The organism is Rhabdobacter roseus, assembly GCF_014202275.1.
GTDB lineage: Bacteria > Bacteroidota > Bacteroidia > Cytophagales > Spirosomataceae > Rhabdobacter > Rhabdobacter roseus.
On record NZ_JACHGF010000005.1, the window covers coordinates 40,123 to 56,645 of the forward strand.

Sequence of the window (16,523 nt, forward strand, 5' to 3'; positions counted from 1 at the left end):
TCGCCTACTTCCAAAACAGCCCCATATTTCGGAACACAAACGCGTACATATCGGCGGTGGTTTCCAGGGCTTTCTTGGTATTGCTGGCTCCGTGGCCCGAGTTGGTGTCGATCCGGATCAGCAACGGATTGGTAGAGCCTACGCCCGCTACCTCTTGCAACGTAGCCGCGTACTTAAACGAGTGCGCCGGTACGACGCGGTCGTCGTGGTCGGCGGTGGTGATGAGCGTGGCGGGGTAGTTTACGCCCTTTTTGATATTGTGCAGGGGCGAGTAGCCGTAAAGTACCTTGAACTCCTCGGGGTTGTCGCTGCTGCCGTAGTCGGCGATCCAGTTCCAGCCGATGGTAAACTTGTGAAAGCGCAGCATATCCATGACACCCACGGCGGGCAGCGCTACCTTGAAAAGTTCGGGGCGCTGGTTCATCACGGTACCTACCAGCAGGCCGCCATTGGAGCCGCCCTGAAGGGCCAGCCGCTCGGGCGAAGTGTACTTTTCCTGGATCAGGTACTCGGCCGCCGCAATGAAGTCGTCGAAGACGTTTTGTTTTTTGAGCTTCATGCCCTGTTCGTGCCACTTCTCGCCGTACTCGCTGCCGCCGCGCAGGTTGGCCTGCACGTATACCCCACCTTGGTCCAGGAACGGAATGCGCGTGGGGCTAAAGGCGGGCGTAAGGCTGACGTTGAAGCCGCCGTAGCCGTACAGGATCGTGGGGTTGGAGCCATCGAGCTTCAGGCCCTTTTTGTAGGTGATGAAGGCAGGTACCTTGGTGCCGTCTTTGCTGGGATAAAATACCTGCTTGGTTTCGTAGTCTTCGGGATTGAAAGTGACCTCCGGCGCGCGGAAAACGGTACTTTTTTTCGTAGCGAGGTCGTAGCGGAAAATGGTAGGCGGGTAGTTGAAGGAGGTATAGGTGTAAAACACGAAGGTATCGTTTTTCTCACCGCCAAAACCGCCCGCCGCCCCCAGGCCGGGTAGTTTCACTTCGTTTTCGAGCTTGCCTTTCAGGTCGTAGACGTACACCCGGGTACTTACGTCCTGGGAGTAGAGCGCAAATAGCTTACCGCCCGCCGTGCCAACGCCCGTCAGCGGCTCGGGCTTTTCGGGTAGGAAGGGCTGCCAGCTTTTGGTTTTGGTATCGTACCGAACTACCTTACGGTTGGGCGCGTCTGCATTAGTTTCGATCAGGAAGGTACCGTTCAGGTGCTCCACCAGGCCGTAGCTAAAATCCGTGATTTCCGATACGATGGGGGTAAAGGTACTTTCGCCTTGCTTCATCACCCACAGCCCGTTGCCGTCTTTGCCCTGGCCGCGGTCGCTCACGTACAGCGCGGCGTACTGCTCATCCTCGGTCGTGCGGACGGTGTGGAAGCGCTGCGGATTGGCGGGGTCCTCATATACCAGCCGGTCCTGGTCCTGCGAGGTACCTACCCGGTGGTAAAAGACCTGGTGGTTTTCGTTTTTGGCGGCCAGCGCGCTGCCTTCGGGCTTCGGGTAGCGGCTGTAGTAGAAGCCGTCGCCCTGCCAGGAAGCACCGGATACCTTCACCCACGCTACCTTATCGGGCAGCATGTTGAGGGTTTTCATGTCCATGACCTGGTATTCCTGCCAGTCGGAGCCGCCTTGGGAAAAGCCCACCACGGCGTAGTTTCCGTTTTTGGACAAACTAAACACCGTCAGGCGGGTGGTGCCGTCGGCCGAAAGCTTGTTCGGATCAAGTACTACCTCGGCGGTGGCCCCGTCCTTCAGGCCCTTCTGCCGGTACAAAACCGACTGGTTTTGCAGGCCGTCGTTTTTGTAGAAATAGAAGTACTCCCCCTTCTGGCGCGGCGCGGAGTACTTGGGGTAGTTGTAGGCTTTTTCGAGATCCTGAAAAATCTTCTCCTTGAACGGAATGGCGTTCAGGTATCCAAAGGTCACATCGTTTTGGGCTTTGACCCAAGCGGCGGTTTCGTCGGAGCGGTCGTCTTCGAGCCAGCGGTAGGGGTCAGGTACCTGGGTGCCGTGGTACTCGTCGCGGTGATCAACTTGGCGGGTGGCAGGGTAGTTTATTTTTTGCGCCGTTCCGGGGGCGCTCGTGAGCATGGCGGTGATGAGGGTCATTCCTACTAGATTTCGGCGTTTCATGGACCGTTAAAGTCAGGGTTTGTTTACGAAGCGAATGACAAATATAGTATTCATTTGTATAACAACCATCTTCGTAGCAAGATCAGCCTTTCCTCTTCTTTCTTCGGCTTTTTCATTTTGTTTTATGGCGCGTTATAAACGCTTTGCCTCGGGGGTTCGCGTTGCAAACGCGAACCAGCCCTAACCAGCCCTACACAATCCTGAATTAACCCCAAACATTCTTCCCACCGAAAAGCTTATTAGGAAAGAACCAAAACACCTTGGCCATGCAACCCCTGCTATCCCGACGAACGATGCTGAAACTCACGAGCGGTACGGCGCTGGGCCTGGCGTGCCAGGGGGGTACTTGGGCAGCTATACCCCACGCTACCATGCGCACGCGCCCCATTCCTTCCAGCAACGAGCCGGTACCCGTGGTAGGGCTAGGTACCTGGATTCAGTTTGACGTAGGTACCTCCGACGCCGAACGCCAGCCTCTGCGGGAGGTACTTCAGCGGATGGTAGAACAAGGGGGTACTTTGATCGACTCCTCGCCCATGTACGGCCGGGCCGAGCAGGTGATCGGGGAGCTGACGCAGGAAACAAAGCTGAGCGAAAAGTTCTTCTACGCCACCAAAGTATGGACGCAGGGCCAGCGGGCGGGGATCGAGCAGATGCAGGAGTCGATGCGGAAAATGAAGCGACCGCGCATCGACCTCATGCAGGTACATAATCTCATCGACTGGCAAACCCACCTGAAAACGCTGACCCAGTGGAAGGCCGAAGGGAAGATCCGCTACACGGGCGTAACGCACTACAGTACCTCGGCCAACGCGCAGCTGGAGCAGATCGTGAAAGCGAAAGGGGTAGATTTTGTACAATTCAAGTACTCCATCGGCGTGCGCGACGCCGAGAAAAGTCTGCTGAAAGCGGCTCAGGACCACGGCGTGGCCGTACTCATCAACGAGCCCTTCGAGTCGGGCTCGCTGTTTCAGAAAGTAAAAAACAAGCCGCTGCCCGCCTGGGCCAGCGACTACGGCATTCAGAGTTGGGGGCAGTTTTTTCTAAAATACATCCTGGCGCACCCGGCCGTCACCTGCGTCATTCCGGGCACTTCCAATCCCAAGCACGTGGTCGATAACCTGGGAGCGGGCTACGGTGCTATGCCCGACGAGGCGGGCCGAAAGAAAATGGTGGCGCACTTCGAGGCGTTGTAAAGAAAGAAGGTACTTTTAGTTTTCTCCCAGCTGTAGCTGGGCATCTTCGTCCAGTTCTAGCTGCGCATCATCGGCCACTTGCACCTGCCGCGCCAGGCCCGTCCCTTCCAGACGTACCACGTGCCCCTCGTGGATCAACACCGCGTCGCATACGCTAGGTACCCGTCCGCAGCTCCAGGTAGAGGCATTCTGCCAGTCTCCGGAGGCTATACTCTCGCACCCACCCCGACTGACCACGATGTCATCCAGGCGCAGGCGCGCCCGCGAGCCACTCCCTGTTTCCTTCTGGTAGTAGCGCCAGAACAGCTGCACGTAGGGCTGGTCGAGCGCCGCCGCCGGGAGCTGCACCGGCCCCAGCGTCTCGCTGTGGCCCGAAGTGGCATTGCGCACGTACTCCACGGCTTGTCCCTGTCCGTCCAGGAGGTCGGTAAAGGGGCCGTTGTCGCCCACCCGGTATTGCAACCGCAGGGCGTAGGTGCGGTTGTTGGCTTCTACCGTACCACCTACCCAGCTCACGCTCACGTCCGACTGTCCCAGCGTGTTCAGGGCCAGCAGCGCGCCCCCCATCCGGCCCATCGGGTAGCCTTCGTTGATGTTGTTGGCATCGTTGCTGGTGGTATTTACAAACGAGATCCCCTCCGCGTCCAGGCCATTCACCCGGCTGCGGGTACCGTAGTTGTACAAGCCGCTGGTGAAGCCCGCAATCTGCGCTCCCAGCGTTGGGTCAGGCGCATCCATGTATACAAAGGCCATGTTAGATGGGAAAGTACCCGCCGTGGTGTCGGCAGGCCAGCCCATAAATTCGTAGGTACAGGCGGAAAGGTCATAAGCGGGGGGCTCCGCCGTAAAAGCAGGGTCTACCTCAAAGACGGCCGTCAGGGAGCGGTCGGAAGCGGCCAGGCTCAGTACGTACACTGAGTCGGAGGAAGCGATGTTGACGCCCTCCTGCCAGTGCTTGAAGCGGTACCCTACCTGGGCTCGTGCCCGCAGCGTGAGCGATGCCTGCTGAAAATACTGCCCCGACCAGGGGTAAGGCTGGCTGCTCACGCCTTCGGTCGTGGGTAGCAGGTCGATCGTGTTCACCCGCACGTAGCCCTGCGCTGGGTTGCTGACGTTGATCACGACGTTTCGGTCCTGGCCCAGGTTAAACCTGCTTCGCAAATGATTCCGCACGTGTCCGGCCCGCTGCTCCAGAAAGCTTTTAATCACATCCACGCTGGCCTCCCAGGTAGCAAAATTGGGGATATTGGCCCACCGGGTAATGTGCGCTTCCATTTCGGGAGCGTACAGCTGCTTGGTTTGCTCCAGCATCGGTACCGTTCGGGCGGGCAAAAAGGTACTGTTGAGTAAATCCGTAAACCGACTGATAAAATCGGTGCGAAAAGTCGTATTGTCCAACATGCGCCGAAGTACCCGGGTACTTTCGTTGTTGGCGGTAGCGTGTTCGAGGGTATTGTGCGAAATCGGCTGCGCCTGCCCCAGTCCAAAGTCGGTATCGAACAGCATCCAGCGCCAGCGGCCATCATGCCCCCGCGGCGCATTGGGCTGATACGGTACCCGCAACCGCCAGATCCGGACGTTGTTGTGGGGCCAGTCGGTATTGGCGGCGTAGATTTGGGTAGCCTGGTAGTCGATAAAATTGTTCATGTCGATCCAGTTCCGCACTGAGTCGTACTTGGCCGCATCGGCGAAGGTATTGTTTTGGATAAAGGCCGAAAACGCATTATAGGCCGCCGAGGTACCTTCCTCCAGCTCCGGCGGGGTATTCCAGTTGAACTGGTACATATCCAGGTTATCCCCATCGACGCCGTATACCCGCTCTACGTAGTGGTTGTCGTGTCGTTCGCGCAGGTTGTGAATCCCCCAATACTCCCCATTCATGAAAACGATCGACGGCTGGCTCGCCTGGGTATCGAAGTGCAGGTGTTGCACCATTTTATGTAAAAAAGCGTCCCGGAACAGCGTGAGATTCCAGTCCTGGCCCGAATTCCGAGCCAAGAGGTTTCGGTGAATCAGCGAAGGGTAGTCCGAGAAAATGGGGTAGTTGAAATTCCCCCCGCTGTAAAGCCGCAGGGATTTGATCTGGGAAAATCGGGAGCATCCTCCGTGTATCCGCACACCGACGGGTTGGTTGAACGCCGCGGAGGTACCTACAAACAGCTCGGCGTTGCCCTCACGCTCCCAGGCGCTGCCCGAATTGGAGTAATTGGCTAAATTACAAGGAGCCGCATTGAACGAAGGGTTGTTTTCCCGCTCCTGGTCAAAGCGCCGCCCCGCCGTGTAGATGCCCGTCTGGTAGTCAAACAGCGAGCGCTCCGGTATCGTGAGCGAAAGGATCGGGAACGTATACTTGTTGGTGCCGGTAGGCGTAAAAAAGTACGAATGCGTCACGATCTGGCTGGGAAGTGCTCCTTCCTTATAGGCCGCCGCCCGCACCACGGTACCCTTATCAACCGGAAAGCTAGGAATGTAGAACGGATCACGATGCCAGGTAGAGGAGATGCTACTCACCTGGTTGGGTTCACCCGTGCGGTCCTGAATGGGCAACGGTGCCGTAAATGAGTAAGACTGAAAGTACCTCGTCAGCAACGGGCCGAAGGGATGTCCGGCATTTTGCGGATAGCTATTTTTATACGTATAGCTTTGGGCCGTGACGTTGTTCGGGCTGGGTTCGGAGCCGTCGAGGGTATAATAAATAGTAACTTCCGGATCGGACACGCCTAAGGAAAGCTCGAAAGGAGAGGTAAAAAAACCACCCGCCTGCGAAAAAGTAGGAGGGTCCAGAATAGCGCTGTAGGCGGGCGAGGCGTTGTTGCTGGCCCCCGGGCTGGGCTGGGTCAGGAAGTACCAGTCGCCGGTCACGTCGGGCTTGCGCCCCCAGGACACGTTGGCGCGCTGAGGTCCAAAGGTTACCTGGTCCACGATGGTTTGCCCGTCCGGGTTCACCAGGGCCAGCGATTCCCCGTCCGCCGAAAGGCTAAACCCCAGGTGAGTGTTGCCCCGGCTGGCCATTCCACTCGCCCACAAAATCAGGTACCCGTTGGCAGGTACAGTCACCCCCGCTGGAAGCTGGTACTTGGTCAGGTTTGATAAATTATCCGTAATGTAGTAGTTGGCCAACGACACCGCGCTCCCCGTCGTATTGCGCAGCTCGACCCAGTCGGCGTAGTCGCCGGTGGCATCGGTAATGGTGGAGGAATTGGAAGCCAGAAGCTCGTTGATCCGGACGTCCTGCGCGGAAGCACTACCAACCACTAGCCAAGCCCAAACACAAATAATCCAGGAAAATTTTCTCATACGTTGTTTTTTTACTATCCCAAACAGGTACCTATGCTACCAGACACCACTAACATGTAAAGGCATCTTCTTGAAAAAATCAGCGCCTGGCCCAGGTACGCCCTGGCGGGCCTGAAATCGTGTAGCATCCGTACTTCATCCACATTCAAATGCACAGCTAACAACCTATTTGATAGGGTACTTTGTCTCTTACCACCTTTTCTTCTCGAAGCAAGAGCATGACGGTCTGTCTTCTCATCGAGAGCACCTTTTTACCAAGGCAAATCGAGCGCAAAAATAAGGTGTGAACGAACGAAGGGTTGCTTCGTTTTAAAAGTAGGGTGATAGACAAAGTGCGTGTAGAGGAAGCAAAGAAAAGAAATTAGCGACAAAAACGTATTAAAATTCCTGGGCTAATTTTCTTTATTTACTTTACGGTGGTCGTCACCCTCTCAAGGTGCCTTCACCGCAAGTACGGAGCTAAGTGTGACGCTGGCCAATAAATCGAAAGTACTTCTAAAATATGGGGACGAAAGATCCGCCGGTGGTGCACGCAGAGTTTGTATCTTTCGCCGTTCTTTTCACCTTAACCCCAGCAGGTACTTGAAAAATCACTATTTACCCCTTCTTTGCTCCGCGCTCGGGCTGCTGCTAAGTACCTGTACTTCCGAAAAAGCACCACACGCCCCCGGCGAGCAGGTACTTTTTCAGGTATCGACCATTGACGCACTGCTGGCGGGCGACTACGACGGTACCTTTACCTTTGGGGAGCTGCGAAAAAACGGCGACTTCGGCGTAGGTACCTTCAACGGCCTCGACGGCGAGCTGCTGGCGCTGGACGGCCATTACTACCAGATCCGGTCGGACGGGAAGGCCTACCCAGTGCCCGATTCGGCCCGGACACCCTTTGCGACGGTGGTACATTTTGAAGCCGATACGGTCTTTTCGCTGGATCGTCCGCTGCGCTTTGAGCAGCTACTCGCTTACGTCGATAGCCTCATTCCTACCGAAAACCTCTTCTACGCCATCCGGGTGGAGGGGTACTTTGGGGCCGTCAAAACCCGCAGCGTGCCCCGACAGGAGAAGCCCTACCGGCCGCTGGTGGAGGTAGTTAAGAACCAACCTACCTTCGATTTTACCCAAACCCAAGGTACCTTGGCGGGCTTTCGCACGCCGCCTTTCATGAAGGGCCTCAACGTACCGGGCTACCACCTGCATTTCCTCACCCACGACCGCACCCAGGGCGGCCACGTGCTGGCTTGCACGCTGGGGAAAGTCAAGGTCTCAATCGACTACATCGCTGGTTTTCAGATGATACTACCTACTACAGGTACTTTTCACCGCATCGACCTCAGTCAGGACAAGCAGGACGAACTGGAGCAAGTCGAGAAACAGCGGGACCAATAGCTACCGGAGGAAATACGTAAAAGCCAGCCGGGCAAAAAACGGACTCCCCGCCGTGAAGTGAATCTCCTCGACGGGCTCGGGCTCGTTGCGCAGGCGGCTTACGGTAGCAAATTGCGTTTCTTTCCACTTGGTATTGAGCAGGTTATTAATGGAAAGCCCCAGGGCGTAGCGCTTCTGCGTGTAGTTGAGTTGCAGGTCGGAGATAAAGTACCCCTGGGCCACCAGGCTATTGTCTTCGTTGGCCGGGCGATCGGCCATGTAGCGGTACCGCAGCGAGCCACTGAAGCCCTGGCGGCCCTGGAACGTCAGCCCACCCACCGACGTAAAAACGGGCGCCAGCGGGATCCGGTCGGTACCAGGTTCCTCGCCGATGGCACGGGGCTGCGCCCAGTTGAGATCGGCGTCGAAGTACAGCCGGGAAGTCAGCTGGTAGCGGGCCGAAAGGTCCAGCCCTTGGCGGCGGGTTTGTCCGCTGGGTTCCACCACGCCCGCATCACCCACGTACACAAACTCCTGGTCGAGCCAGAGGTACCAGGCCGCCGCATTCAGCAGCAGGCGCGGGAAGGGTTTCCAGTTCACGCCCAGGTCGCTGCCGTAGGCGGGCGGAAGTACCTCCCGGCCGTTTTGGGGTACTACCACGCGGGTGTCGTTGGAGTGAAAGCTCTTGCCGGTGTTCAGGTACAGCTGCACGGAGGTACTGGGCGTATAGTACAGGTTGAGCTTGGGCAGCAAAATTCCCGCCGACGCCACGCCGATTTCGCCGCTGAGGTGGTCGGCGTACTGGTTCCGGAAGACGTCGTAGCGAAGGCCCGCGTTCAGGCTAAAGTACCTTCCCAGGCTGAGGTTTTCCTCCACGTACACGCCCAGGTTGGCCTCGTTGATGTCGCCGTACATAAGCCGCTCCAGTACCTCGGCGCGGTTGCGGGTTTGGGATAGCTCCGTGTCGCGGGTGAGGTCGTGGCGGTAGTTGACGCCCACCACCAGCTCGCCGGTTTTACCTTCCAACGTATGCGGACGGGAGTAGCTGCCGTTGTAGCCAAAAAGATTCCGCCGCTCGTACTGCTTGATCTGGTCGCCATCGATGGGATTTTCCAGGAAAAAGGTAAAGTTCGAGAACAGCTCAAAGTTGTAATGGGAATAAAATACCTGGTTTTTCCAAACGCCTCCCTGGGGAGTGAGCGTCAGGAACTGGAGGTTGACGTTGGTCCGGGAAGTTTCGCCGCCTTCGGTGTCGTCGATGGCCCCGTAGTGCGAAATACGGCCGTCGGCCACGGCGCGGTCGGGGATCTGCCCGGAGTGGTTCCAGCGGCTCCAGAAGGTCGAGAAAGCGGCATTCAGGTAGGTACTTGGACTAAGCTGGCCGTTGTATTTTCCCAGTACATTAAGGCGGTTGAAGTGCTGGGGCGAGTCGAAGTAGCTGTTGGAGAAATTGTACTCCGTAGCCAGGTAGGCCGACTGGCTCCGTTGCTTGGCTTTTTCGCCCAGCAGGTCGAAGGCCCCCAGTACCCGGTAGGTATCAAACTGCCCTACTTCCGCCTTCACAAAGCTGCGGTCCAGGACGTCGCGCGTGCGGAAATCCACCCACCCGGCCGTGGAAAAATTGCCGTGCTCGGCCGAGTAGGTACCTTTCTTGAAGGCCACGCTTTCGATCAGTTCCGGAATGATAAAGTGCAGGTCGGCGTAGCCCTGCCCGTGCGCGTGCGACACCATGTTGACGGGCAGGCCGTCGGCCGTCAGGCGGACGTCGGTGCCGTGGTCGATGTCGAAGCCCCGCAGGAAAATCTGCTCGGCCTTGCCGCCCCCGGCATGCTGCCCGATAAACAGCCCCGGTACCTGCCGAAGTACCTCCTGGGAATTCATGATGGGCCGCAGCCCGATGTCGATGGGACTAATGAGCTGCCGCTGGTGCGCCTTTTGGCTCTGGACGGTCACGGCTTCCAGCGCCACCAGGCTGGCCGTCAGGAAAAATTCTTGACTGGCCTCTTGCGGCCGTACCGTTTGGCGAAGTACTTCAAAGCCCACAAACGTGACCGTAAGCGCGTATTCTTGGGAAGGTAGGTTGGCAAACCGGAATTCGCCCAGCTCGTTGGTTACGCGCACCCGCTCGGGCGCGCCGTCCAGCTGCACCACGGCGCCCGCCAGCGGCTTACGGGTACTTTGGTCCAGCACAAAGCCACGCAGCGAGGCATTCTGCGCCAGCAGGTTATACGAAATAAAGGAGCATAGCAGCAGCAGTAAACTTTTTTTCATGAGAAGGTACTTTGATAAGCGCAAGGGGTACTTTGCGATTTGATACGGGACAAGTAAGGTACTTGGTACAAAGCACAAAGTACCCTTTGGCCCGGCCAAAAGTAGCAAAAAAAGCTACCCGATGGTGGCCGTAGCGTTCATCAGGTAGCCCTGTATCAATAAAGTACCTACCTCCGCCACCGTCACGGATTTTTCTCGAAGTAGGCCTTCGTCACCCGCCGGATCTTCCCGTCGTTCTTGCTCATGAGGTAGAGCTCCTTCGTATAGGGGTTATAGTCGATGCGTAGGTCCACGCGCTTGGTGGCCGTGAGCTCCTGCATGGTGGTTTCGCGGGTACCTTGCACCAGGCCTATTTCGTAGGCCGTGGAGTCAGTGAGCTGCTTGTCAATATTGACGTGGAAAATCCGGCCACTGACAATATCGCCAAAGAGGTACTTTCCGTCCAGGGCCGCCAGTGGGCCCCGGTACACGGGCCCGCCGCTGATGGCGTTGCCGTCGAGGTGGTCGTACTGCACGAAGGGTACTCGGTAGGGCGAATTGGGCCCGTCGTTGACCAGGAATACGCTCTTGAGCTCCTTGGCCGAAATCCCTAAGGTACCTTCGCGCACGTTCCAGCCGTAGTCGCCGCCCTTCTCGATCACGTTCACTTCTTCAATATGTACCTCCCCTACTTCGGTGCTGAACATCCGCTTGCCGTGGGCGAGGTCCCAGGTTTGGCGGTGCGGGTTGCGGAAGCCGTAGGCCCATATTTCCTTCCGCACGGCGGGGTTGGTTTCTTTCACGAAGGGATTATCCGCCGGGATGCCGTACTTGCCGTTGGGACTGTTGCTGCCCCGCGGGTCGATCCGGATGATGGTACCCAGCAGCGACGTAATGGTGTGGCAAAGCTCCGGGTGCCGCCCGATGGTAGTCCCGCCATCGCCGATGCCCATGTACAGCAGGCCGTAGTCGCTGTCGCGCTTGCTGAGGCCGGGGATAAAGTTGATGTCCTGCACGCCGTGTACCTGGCTAGGTACATTGATGCGCAGCAGCTCCCGCCGGTCGCCTTCAAATACCTTGCTTTTTACGTCCTTGATTTTCCACTCCGAAAGTACCCATTGCATGGCTACCTTCACGGAGTCGGCGTACTCGAAGTCGGCGGGTTTACGCTTGTAGGCTTCGGTATGGGTGATGTAAATCAGGCCGTTCTGGAGGTACTCGGGATGGAAAATAAAGCTCCCCAGCCCCGTAGCCAGGCCGGGCGTATTGATGAAATCCTGGATTTTGTCCCGCACATCCAGAAAGGTACCTACCTGGCCGTTCTCGATGCGGTAGATGATGCCGCGCTGGTCGCTTACGTAGAGCGTGCCATCGGCCGAGGGGTGCGGGCGCATGGTAGCCAGGCGCGTGCGGGGCGGGGTTTCGCTGGAAAACGGAATCTGCGCAAATTCTTCGAGCTCCAGCTTCAGGCCCGACTTCCGGATCACCGGCGTGAGCTTACCCGTAAGGGCCTTGCTGGAGCTGCTATTGATCTGTTCGAGCGGTAGCGGCGCGATGGACCGCTGCTTGGTTTCCTGGTCGAGGTAGGCAAAAATGGCCTTGATTTTATCGTCGCCCAAAAACTCAAACGGCGGCATCAGGAGCTTGTAGCGGGCGTGCAGGGCTACGGCGCGCTCGTCGCCCGCGTCGATAAACCGGGCCGGATTGTTCACAAAAGCCACAAATTGCTTTTCGGAAAGTCCCCCCGACACGCCTCCCAGCCGCGGCCCCATGCCGTCTTCTTCCAGCGCGTGGCAGGAAATACAGTTGGTGGTGAAGAGCTCTTTGCCTTCGGCCAGGGCGTTGGTAGTGGCCGAAGTACCTTGTTGGGTACTTTGGCCTTTTTTGCTACTCACACAATTGATCAACCCCACGACCAGGGCCAGGAAAGCAGCGACATAATGCAGAGAACGGGACATGGAGGTACTTAATATAAGTAAATAATTGCCGAAGCGCGATTGGTTAAGAACAGGTACTTAATTAGACGCTAAAATGAGCAAAAACACGTACATAGCGCCCAAAACATTTTGGGTATCCTGGCAAACCTACCCGGAATGGGTACAAAATCCAACAACATTTACCAACATTGTTTATTTTTACGCAAGTACCTTCCGGTACCCAGGTGGCCGCGCTGCTAGCGCCTGCCTCGGAGCACACCATTCGCCCGGACTATTTCATGAAAAAGCACTTTTATTTACTCGTTCTGGTCCTGCTAGGTACCTGGCTGTTTCACCCAGCTTACGCGCAAGATGGTACCCCAACGCCTACAACAGCGCGCCAGTCCGTCATTCACATGAAAGATGGCTCCACGCTCCGCGGGCAGGTCATCGCGGAGACGAACGACGAAGTGGTAGTCCGGACGGATAACCTGGGCGAAGTACGGCTGAGCCGCGACAAGATCGACCGTCTCGAAGAGCTGACCGACGGCTACTACCGCAACGGCCAGTACTGGTTCCCGAATCCGCACTCGACGCGGTACTTTTTTGCGCCTTCGGCCCTTACGCTCAAAAAGGGCGAAGGCTACTACCAAAATACCTACGTCTTTGTCAATTCGGCGGTGATGGGCGTTACGGATCATTTTACCATGGGCGCGGGCTTTGTGCTCAACCCTACCTTTCGTGACTGGCAGGTTTTTTTCATTACGCCCAAGGTCAGCTTTCCTAGCCAGGGGCCCGTCACGCTGGGGGCTGGCCTCATCGGCGTCGGGATCTTCAACCGTGCGTACAACTACGACTACCAGACCAATACAACTACCTCAAAAATAAACCTAGATCTGGCGGGCATTGCTTACGGCAACGTCACGCTTGGTAACAGCGAACAAAACGCCACCCTAGGCCTGGGCTGGGCTTTTGCCAACGAAGAATTCGCCTCCAGTCCCATCCTGAATTTTAACTACATGACGCGCGTGGGCCGAAAGGTAGGGCTGGTCACCGAAAACTGGCTGCTGATTGGCAACAGCAGGCAGTCGGCGGTCGGGCTGCTGTCGGGCGGGGTGCGTTTCTTTGGCGAACGCACCTCCATTGACCTGGCGCTCTGGGTACCCGCGGCGGCGGGCCTGGATACGTTCATTGCCATTCCCTACGTGGATTTTGTGCTGAAATTCGGGAAGAAAAAGAAGGTGCAGTAGGTTTATCCTTTGGGCAAAAAACCACAAATTTTAAGAAAATGAAATACGTATTTTTTATCTTTATGCTAGTTAAAGTACTACCTGTTGCGGGACAACACCATGTGGTCGGGATTAGCGGTGGTGTTAACAGGGCAAGTACTGTTACTTCAAAAGATTTTTCCATTCAATCAAACCCAAGGAACGGTGTTTCTGCGGGATTATCCTATGAATATTTAGCCAAGCAACGTTATTCCGCAGGCGTGGATTTACTTTATGCACAGCGTGGTTTTACCAGTGATATGGTTGCTACGAGCGCCCTTGGACAAGCAACCACACACTCGACAAAATTTAAGTATGACTACCTTTCACTTCCCATTAAAGCAGGGCTTCACGAAGGCGATAAACTGTACGGATTTGTGAACGTTGGGCTTGCTCCCTCTTTACTCGTCCATGCAAAAACGGTATCTCCAAGATTTGAAATAGACAATGTAGTTATAGAACAGGAGGTAGTAGACGTATTGAATAGAATAAAGAAATTCGATCTTGCGGGATTAGCCGAATTCGGCGGTGGCTATAAGTTCAAAAGTACCTATTGGCTATTCGCCTCGCTTTCGTACCAGCGCAGCTTTACCAGTTTCACAACTCCTGACTACTTTTCAGGTAATACCATGAAGCACAAAGCCATCACCTTGTCGGTTGGCGTCAAATACTTACTCAAGTAGATTCTTTCTTTTCTCTAAACCATCAAAACAATCCACCTATGAAAAAGTCAATACTTCTTATTCTCTGCGCGGGCTTTTTCCTCGGCTGTGAAAGCGAGGACATACCCAGAGGTACCCCTTCCTGCATAAAGGATCTGATCAACGACGTAGCTACCCCCGAAGGTGTGTGGTCATCACCGGCCGAGGTGTACCGCTACCAATTCAAGGGAAAGACCGTGTACTACCTCCGGTCACATTGCTGCGACGCCTATGATTACCTTTTGGATGAAAATTGTAATGTTCTTTGTGCACCCAACGGAGGATTTCATGGATACGGCGACGGGAAATGTCCTGACTTTTTTGATTTGAGAAAGAATGAAAAGTTAATTTGGAGGGATAGTAGGTTATAGCCATCCATAGGCGTTAAAAACGCTAGAGGATAGCATCCCGATTGAAAATCGGGACGAGCAGTGATTTAGCAATACATTATAAATAAAATCCATTCATGAAAAAGTCAATACTTCTCATTCTCTGCGCGGGCTTTTTCCTCGGCTGCGAAAGCGCCAACATACCCAGAGGTACCCCTTCCTGCATAAAGGATCTGATCAAAAGCATATCCAAAGAACCGGTCAGAAACCCGCCCGCAAAAATCTATAGTTACACGTACCAGGGTAGTACGGTATATTATGTTACCCCACGGTGTTGTGACATTCCAAGTACCCTTATTGACGAGAAATGTAATAGCCTTTGTGCTCCTGACGGCGGACTTGGTGGAGGAGGCGACGGTAGGTGTTCTGACTTTTTCGCTTCGAGAACGGATCAAAAGCTCATCTGGGAAGATAAAAGAAAATAGCCTTCAAAAACCAGTAACCCTATGCTCAGCCTGCCCAAAAAATACATCAACACCTACCTGCTGATCGAGACCATCGGTCTGTTTTTGGTGCTAAGTACCTGCTCCGTGTACCTGAATGCGATCGGACTCGCCTGGTACTTTCACCTACCCCTGCTTCTCTTGCAGGGGTTTTGGTTTTACAGGCTTTACATTCTGGGACACGAAGCATCCCACCGGAAGCTGTTTCCGGGTAGCGTGGCAAAAAATGATTTTTGGGGAGGCCTCATTCTGGTTCCGATCATGACACCCATCAATGTGTTTCGGAAGATTCACCTCTTTCACCACGGTTTCAACCGAAAAGACCACCATACCTCGGCGCTGGACACCTACGTAACCCGACAAAAGCCCAGCTGGCTGGTGAAAGCTTTTTATTACCTATTGTGGTACGTGAGCGTGTTTCTGGGCGGCTGGTTTATCCACTCCTTGGTGTCGGTGGTTCTGTTTCTTTTCATTCCGCCCTCGGTCAGCGTCAGGATCTCGCCGGCCTTCAAAGGCTGGACCATGCAGGATCAGCTCAAAGCCATCGCCCTGTTTGGCCTGGGCGTCGGCTTTCACCTGGCGGTGTACTGGTTAGGGGGCTCGGCGGTGTACCTGTACTCGCTAGGGTACCCCATGCTGGCGTTTGCCTGGGTACTTTCGCTGTTCGTGTACATCTTTCACTACGATACCACCATCGGCAGCGAAACGCGCTTTAACGTCCGTTCGCTGGGCTACGTGCCTTTTTTTTCCTGGATACTCATGAACTTCAACGAGCACGCCACGCACCATCAGCACCCCAACATACCCTGGTACGAGTTGCCAAAAAAACGAACGCCCCTACCCGAAAAGTACCATCAACAAAATCAGAGTACGGACAGTTTGCTGCGGGCTATTCTGAATCAACTCAAAGGACCCAACATTGTGTTTACGCATGAAAATAAGAAAAGCGCGCCCTGAGGATGCGGCGTCAATGGTACGAATCAAAGAAGGCTTGCCCATGCCCGAGGCCACCGAAAGTACCCAGCAGGGCGGCTTTTTATTGGGTACCAGTGAGCAGGTGTACGCCTTTTTTATAGAGCAGGCGCAGAGTCTGGTGGCCGAAACCGGAAACGAGGTCGTCGGGTTTGGGATCTTACTGCCCGACGCCCTGGTGAAGGCGTCGGAGATCTGGCAGAAAAGAAACCGGGCCAGCTGGACCATTCCGCTCCACGAGCTGGAAGACAAAAAGCTGTGCTACTTCGAGCAGCTGGCCTTTCGGCCCGCTTACCGAAGGGCCGCTCCCCGGCTAGCTTTTGCGCTTTTAAACGAAGCCTTTCAGCACCAGGGTTACGAGGCCATGGTTACGACCACGGTCAGAAAGCCGGTTATGAATCTGGCCGCCGTGCCGTTTATACGAGCCGCCGGAGGTACCTTGGTCGGAAACATCGACGAGTACTACGAAGGCATCGGAGCCATCAATTCGGACATTTATTTGATTCAGAAAAAGGACTTTACGGAAGCTACCCAGAAACTGAACCTAGCCCGCTCTTCGCCTCCCGCCTTTTTATAGCCCATTTCCTTCAAAACCCGCTTC

General features: G+C 55.5%; 12 protein-coding genes. 8 read left to right on the forward strand and 4 right to left on the reverse strand.

The annotated features are described in order from the left end of the window. Positions 1-4: 4 nt before the first annotated feature. Positions 5-2,101, reverse strand: a complete 2,097-nt coding sequence (locus tag HNQ92_RS16520; RefSeq protein WP_425504296.1) for a prolyl oligopeptidase family serine peptidase — start codon at positions 2,099-2,101, stop codon at positions 5-7. 290 nt (positions 2,102-2,391) lie between these two features. Between HNQ92_RS16520 and HNQ92_RS16525 the strand changes: the two genes are divergently transcribed. Then, positions 2,392-3,321, forward strand: coding sequence for an aldo/keto reductase (locus tag HNQ92_RS16525; protein WP_184175186.1), 930 nt, complete (start codon positions 2,392-2,394; stop codon positions 3,319-3,321). A gap of 15 nt (positions 3,322-3,336) precedes the next feature. Here the strand turns inward: HNQ92_RS16525 and HNQ92_RS16530 are convergent, their stop codons facing one another. Next, positions 3,337-6,618, reverse strand: coding sequence for a CotH kinase family protein (locus HNQ92_RS16530; protein ID WP_184175188.1), 3,282 nt, complete (start codon positions 6,616-6,618; stop codon positions 3,337-3,339). Positions 6,619-7,200: 582 nt separating this feature from the next. Between HNQ92_RS16530 and budA the strand changes: the two genes are divergently transcribed. Further along, entirely contained in the window at positions 7,201-8,004 is an 804-nt protein-coding gene (gene budA / locus HNQ92_RS16535; RefSeq protein WP_184175190.1) for an acetolactate decarboxylase, read from the forward strand. On the opposite strand, the gene HNQ92_RS16540 is transcribed toward budA, so the two are convergent. Next, positions 8,005-10,254, reverse strand: coding sequence for a TonB-dependent receptor (locus HNQ92_RS16540; RefSeq protein ID WP_184175192.1), 2,250 nt, complete (start codon positions 10,252-10,254; stop codon positions 8,005-8,007). Positions 10,255-10,436: 182 nt separating this feature from the next. Beyond that, the gene (locus tag HNQ92_RS16545; RefSeq protein ID WP_184175194.1) at positions 10,437-12,191 is read right to left on the reverse strand and encodes a PQQ-dependent sugar dehydrogenase; all 1,755 of its coding nucleotides are present in this window, start codon (positions 12,189-12,191) and stop codon (positions 10,437-10,439) included. 167 nt (positions 12,192-12,358) lie between these two features. Between HNQ92_RS16545 and HNQ92_RS16550 the strand changes: the two genes are divergently transcribed. From HNQ92_RS16550 to HNQ92_RS16570, 6 genes are all read left to right on the forward strand, one after another. After that, entirely contained in the window at positions 12,359-13,399 is a 1,041-nt protein-coding gene (locus HNQ92_RS16550) for a hypothetical protein (RefSeq protein WP_184175196.1), read from the forward strand. Between the two features lie 38 nt (positions 13,400-13,437). Continuing rightward, entirely contained in the window at positions 13,438-14,100 is a 663-nt protein-coding gene (locus HNQ92_RS16555; RefSeq protein ID WP_184175198.1) for a porin family protein, read from the forward strand. 38 nt (positions 14,101-14,138) lie between these two features. Next, on the forward strand, positions 14,139-14,489 hold the full coding sequence (locus HNQ92_RS16560) for a DUF6970 domain-containing protein (RefSeq protein ID WP_184175200.1): 351 nt from the start codon (positions 14,139-14,141) through the stop codon (positions 14,487-14,489). Positions 14,490-14,584: 95 nt separating this feature from the next. Further along, entirely contained in the window at positions 14,585-14,932 is a 348-nt protein-coding gene (locus HNQ92_RS29195; RefSeq protein ID WP_425504293.1) for a DUF6970 domain-containing protein, read from the forward strand. Between the two features lie 21 nt (positions 14,933-14,953). Continuing rightward, positions 14,954-15,907 (forward strand): fatty acid desaturase family protein, encoded by a 954-nt coding sequence (locus HNQ92_RS16565; RefSeq protein ID WP_184175202.1) that lies wholly within the window; start codon positions 14,954-14,956, stop codon positions 15,905-15,907. Then, on the forward strand, positions 15,882-16,499 hold the full coding sequence (locus HNQ92_RS16570) for a GNAT family N-acetyltransferase (RefSeq protein WP_184175204.1): 618 nt from the start codon (positions 15,882-15,884) through the stop codon (positions 16,497-16,499). Before HNQ92_RS16565 ends, HNQ92_RS16570 begins: the two co-directional genes overlap by 26 nt. The last annotated feature ends 24 nt before the right edge of the window (positions 16,500-16,523 follow it).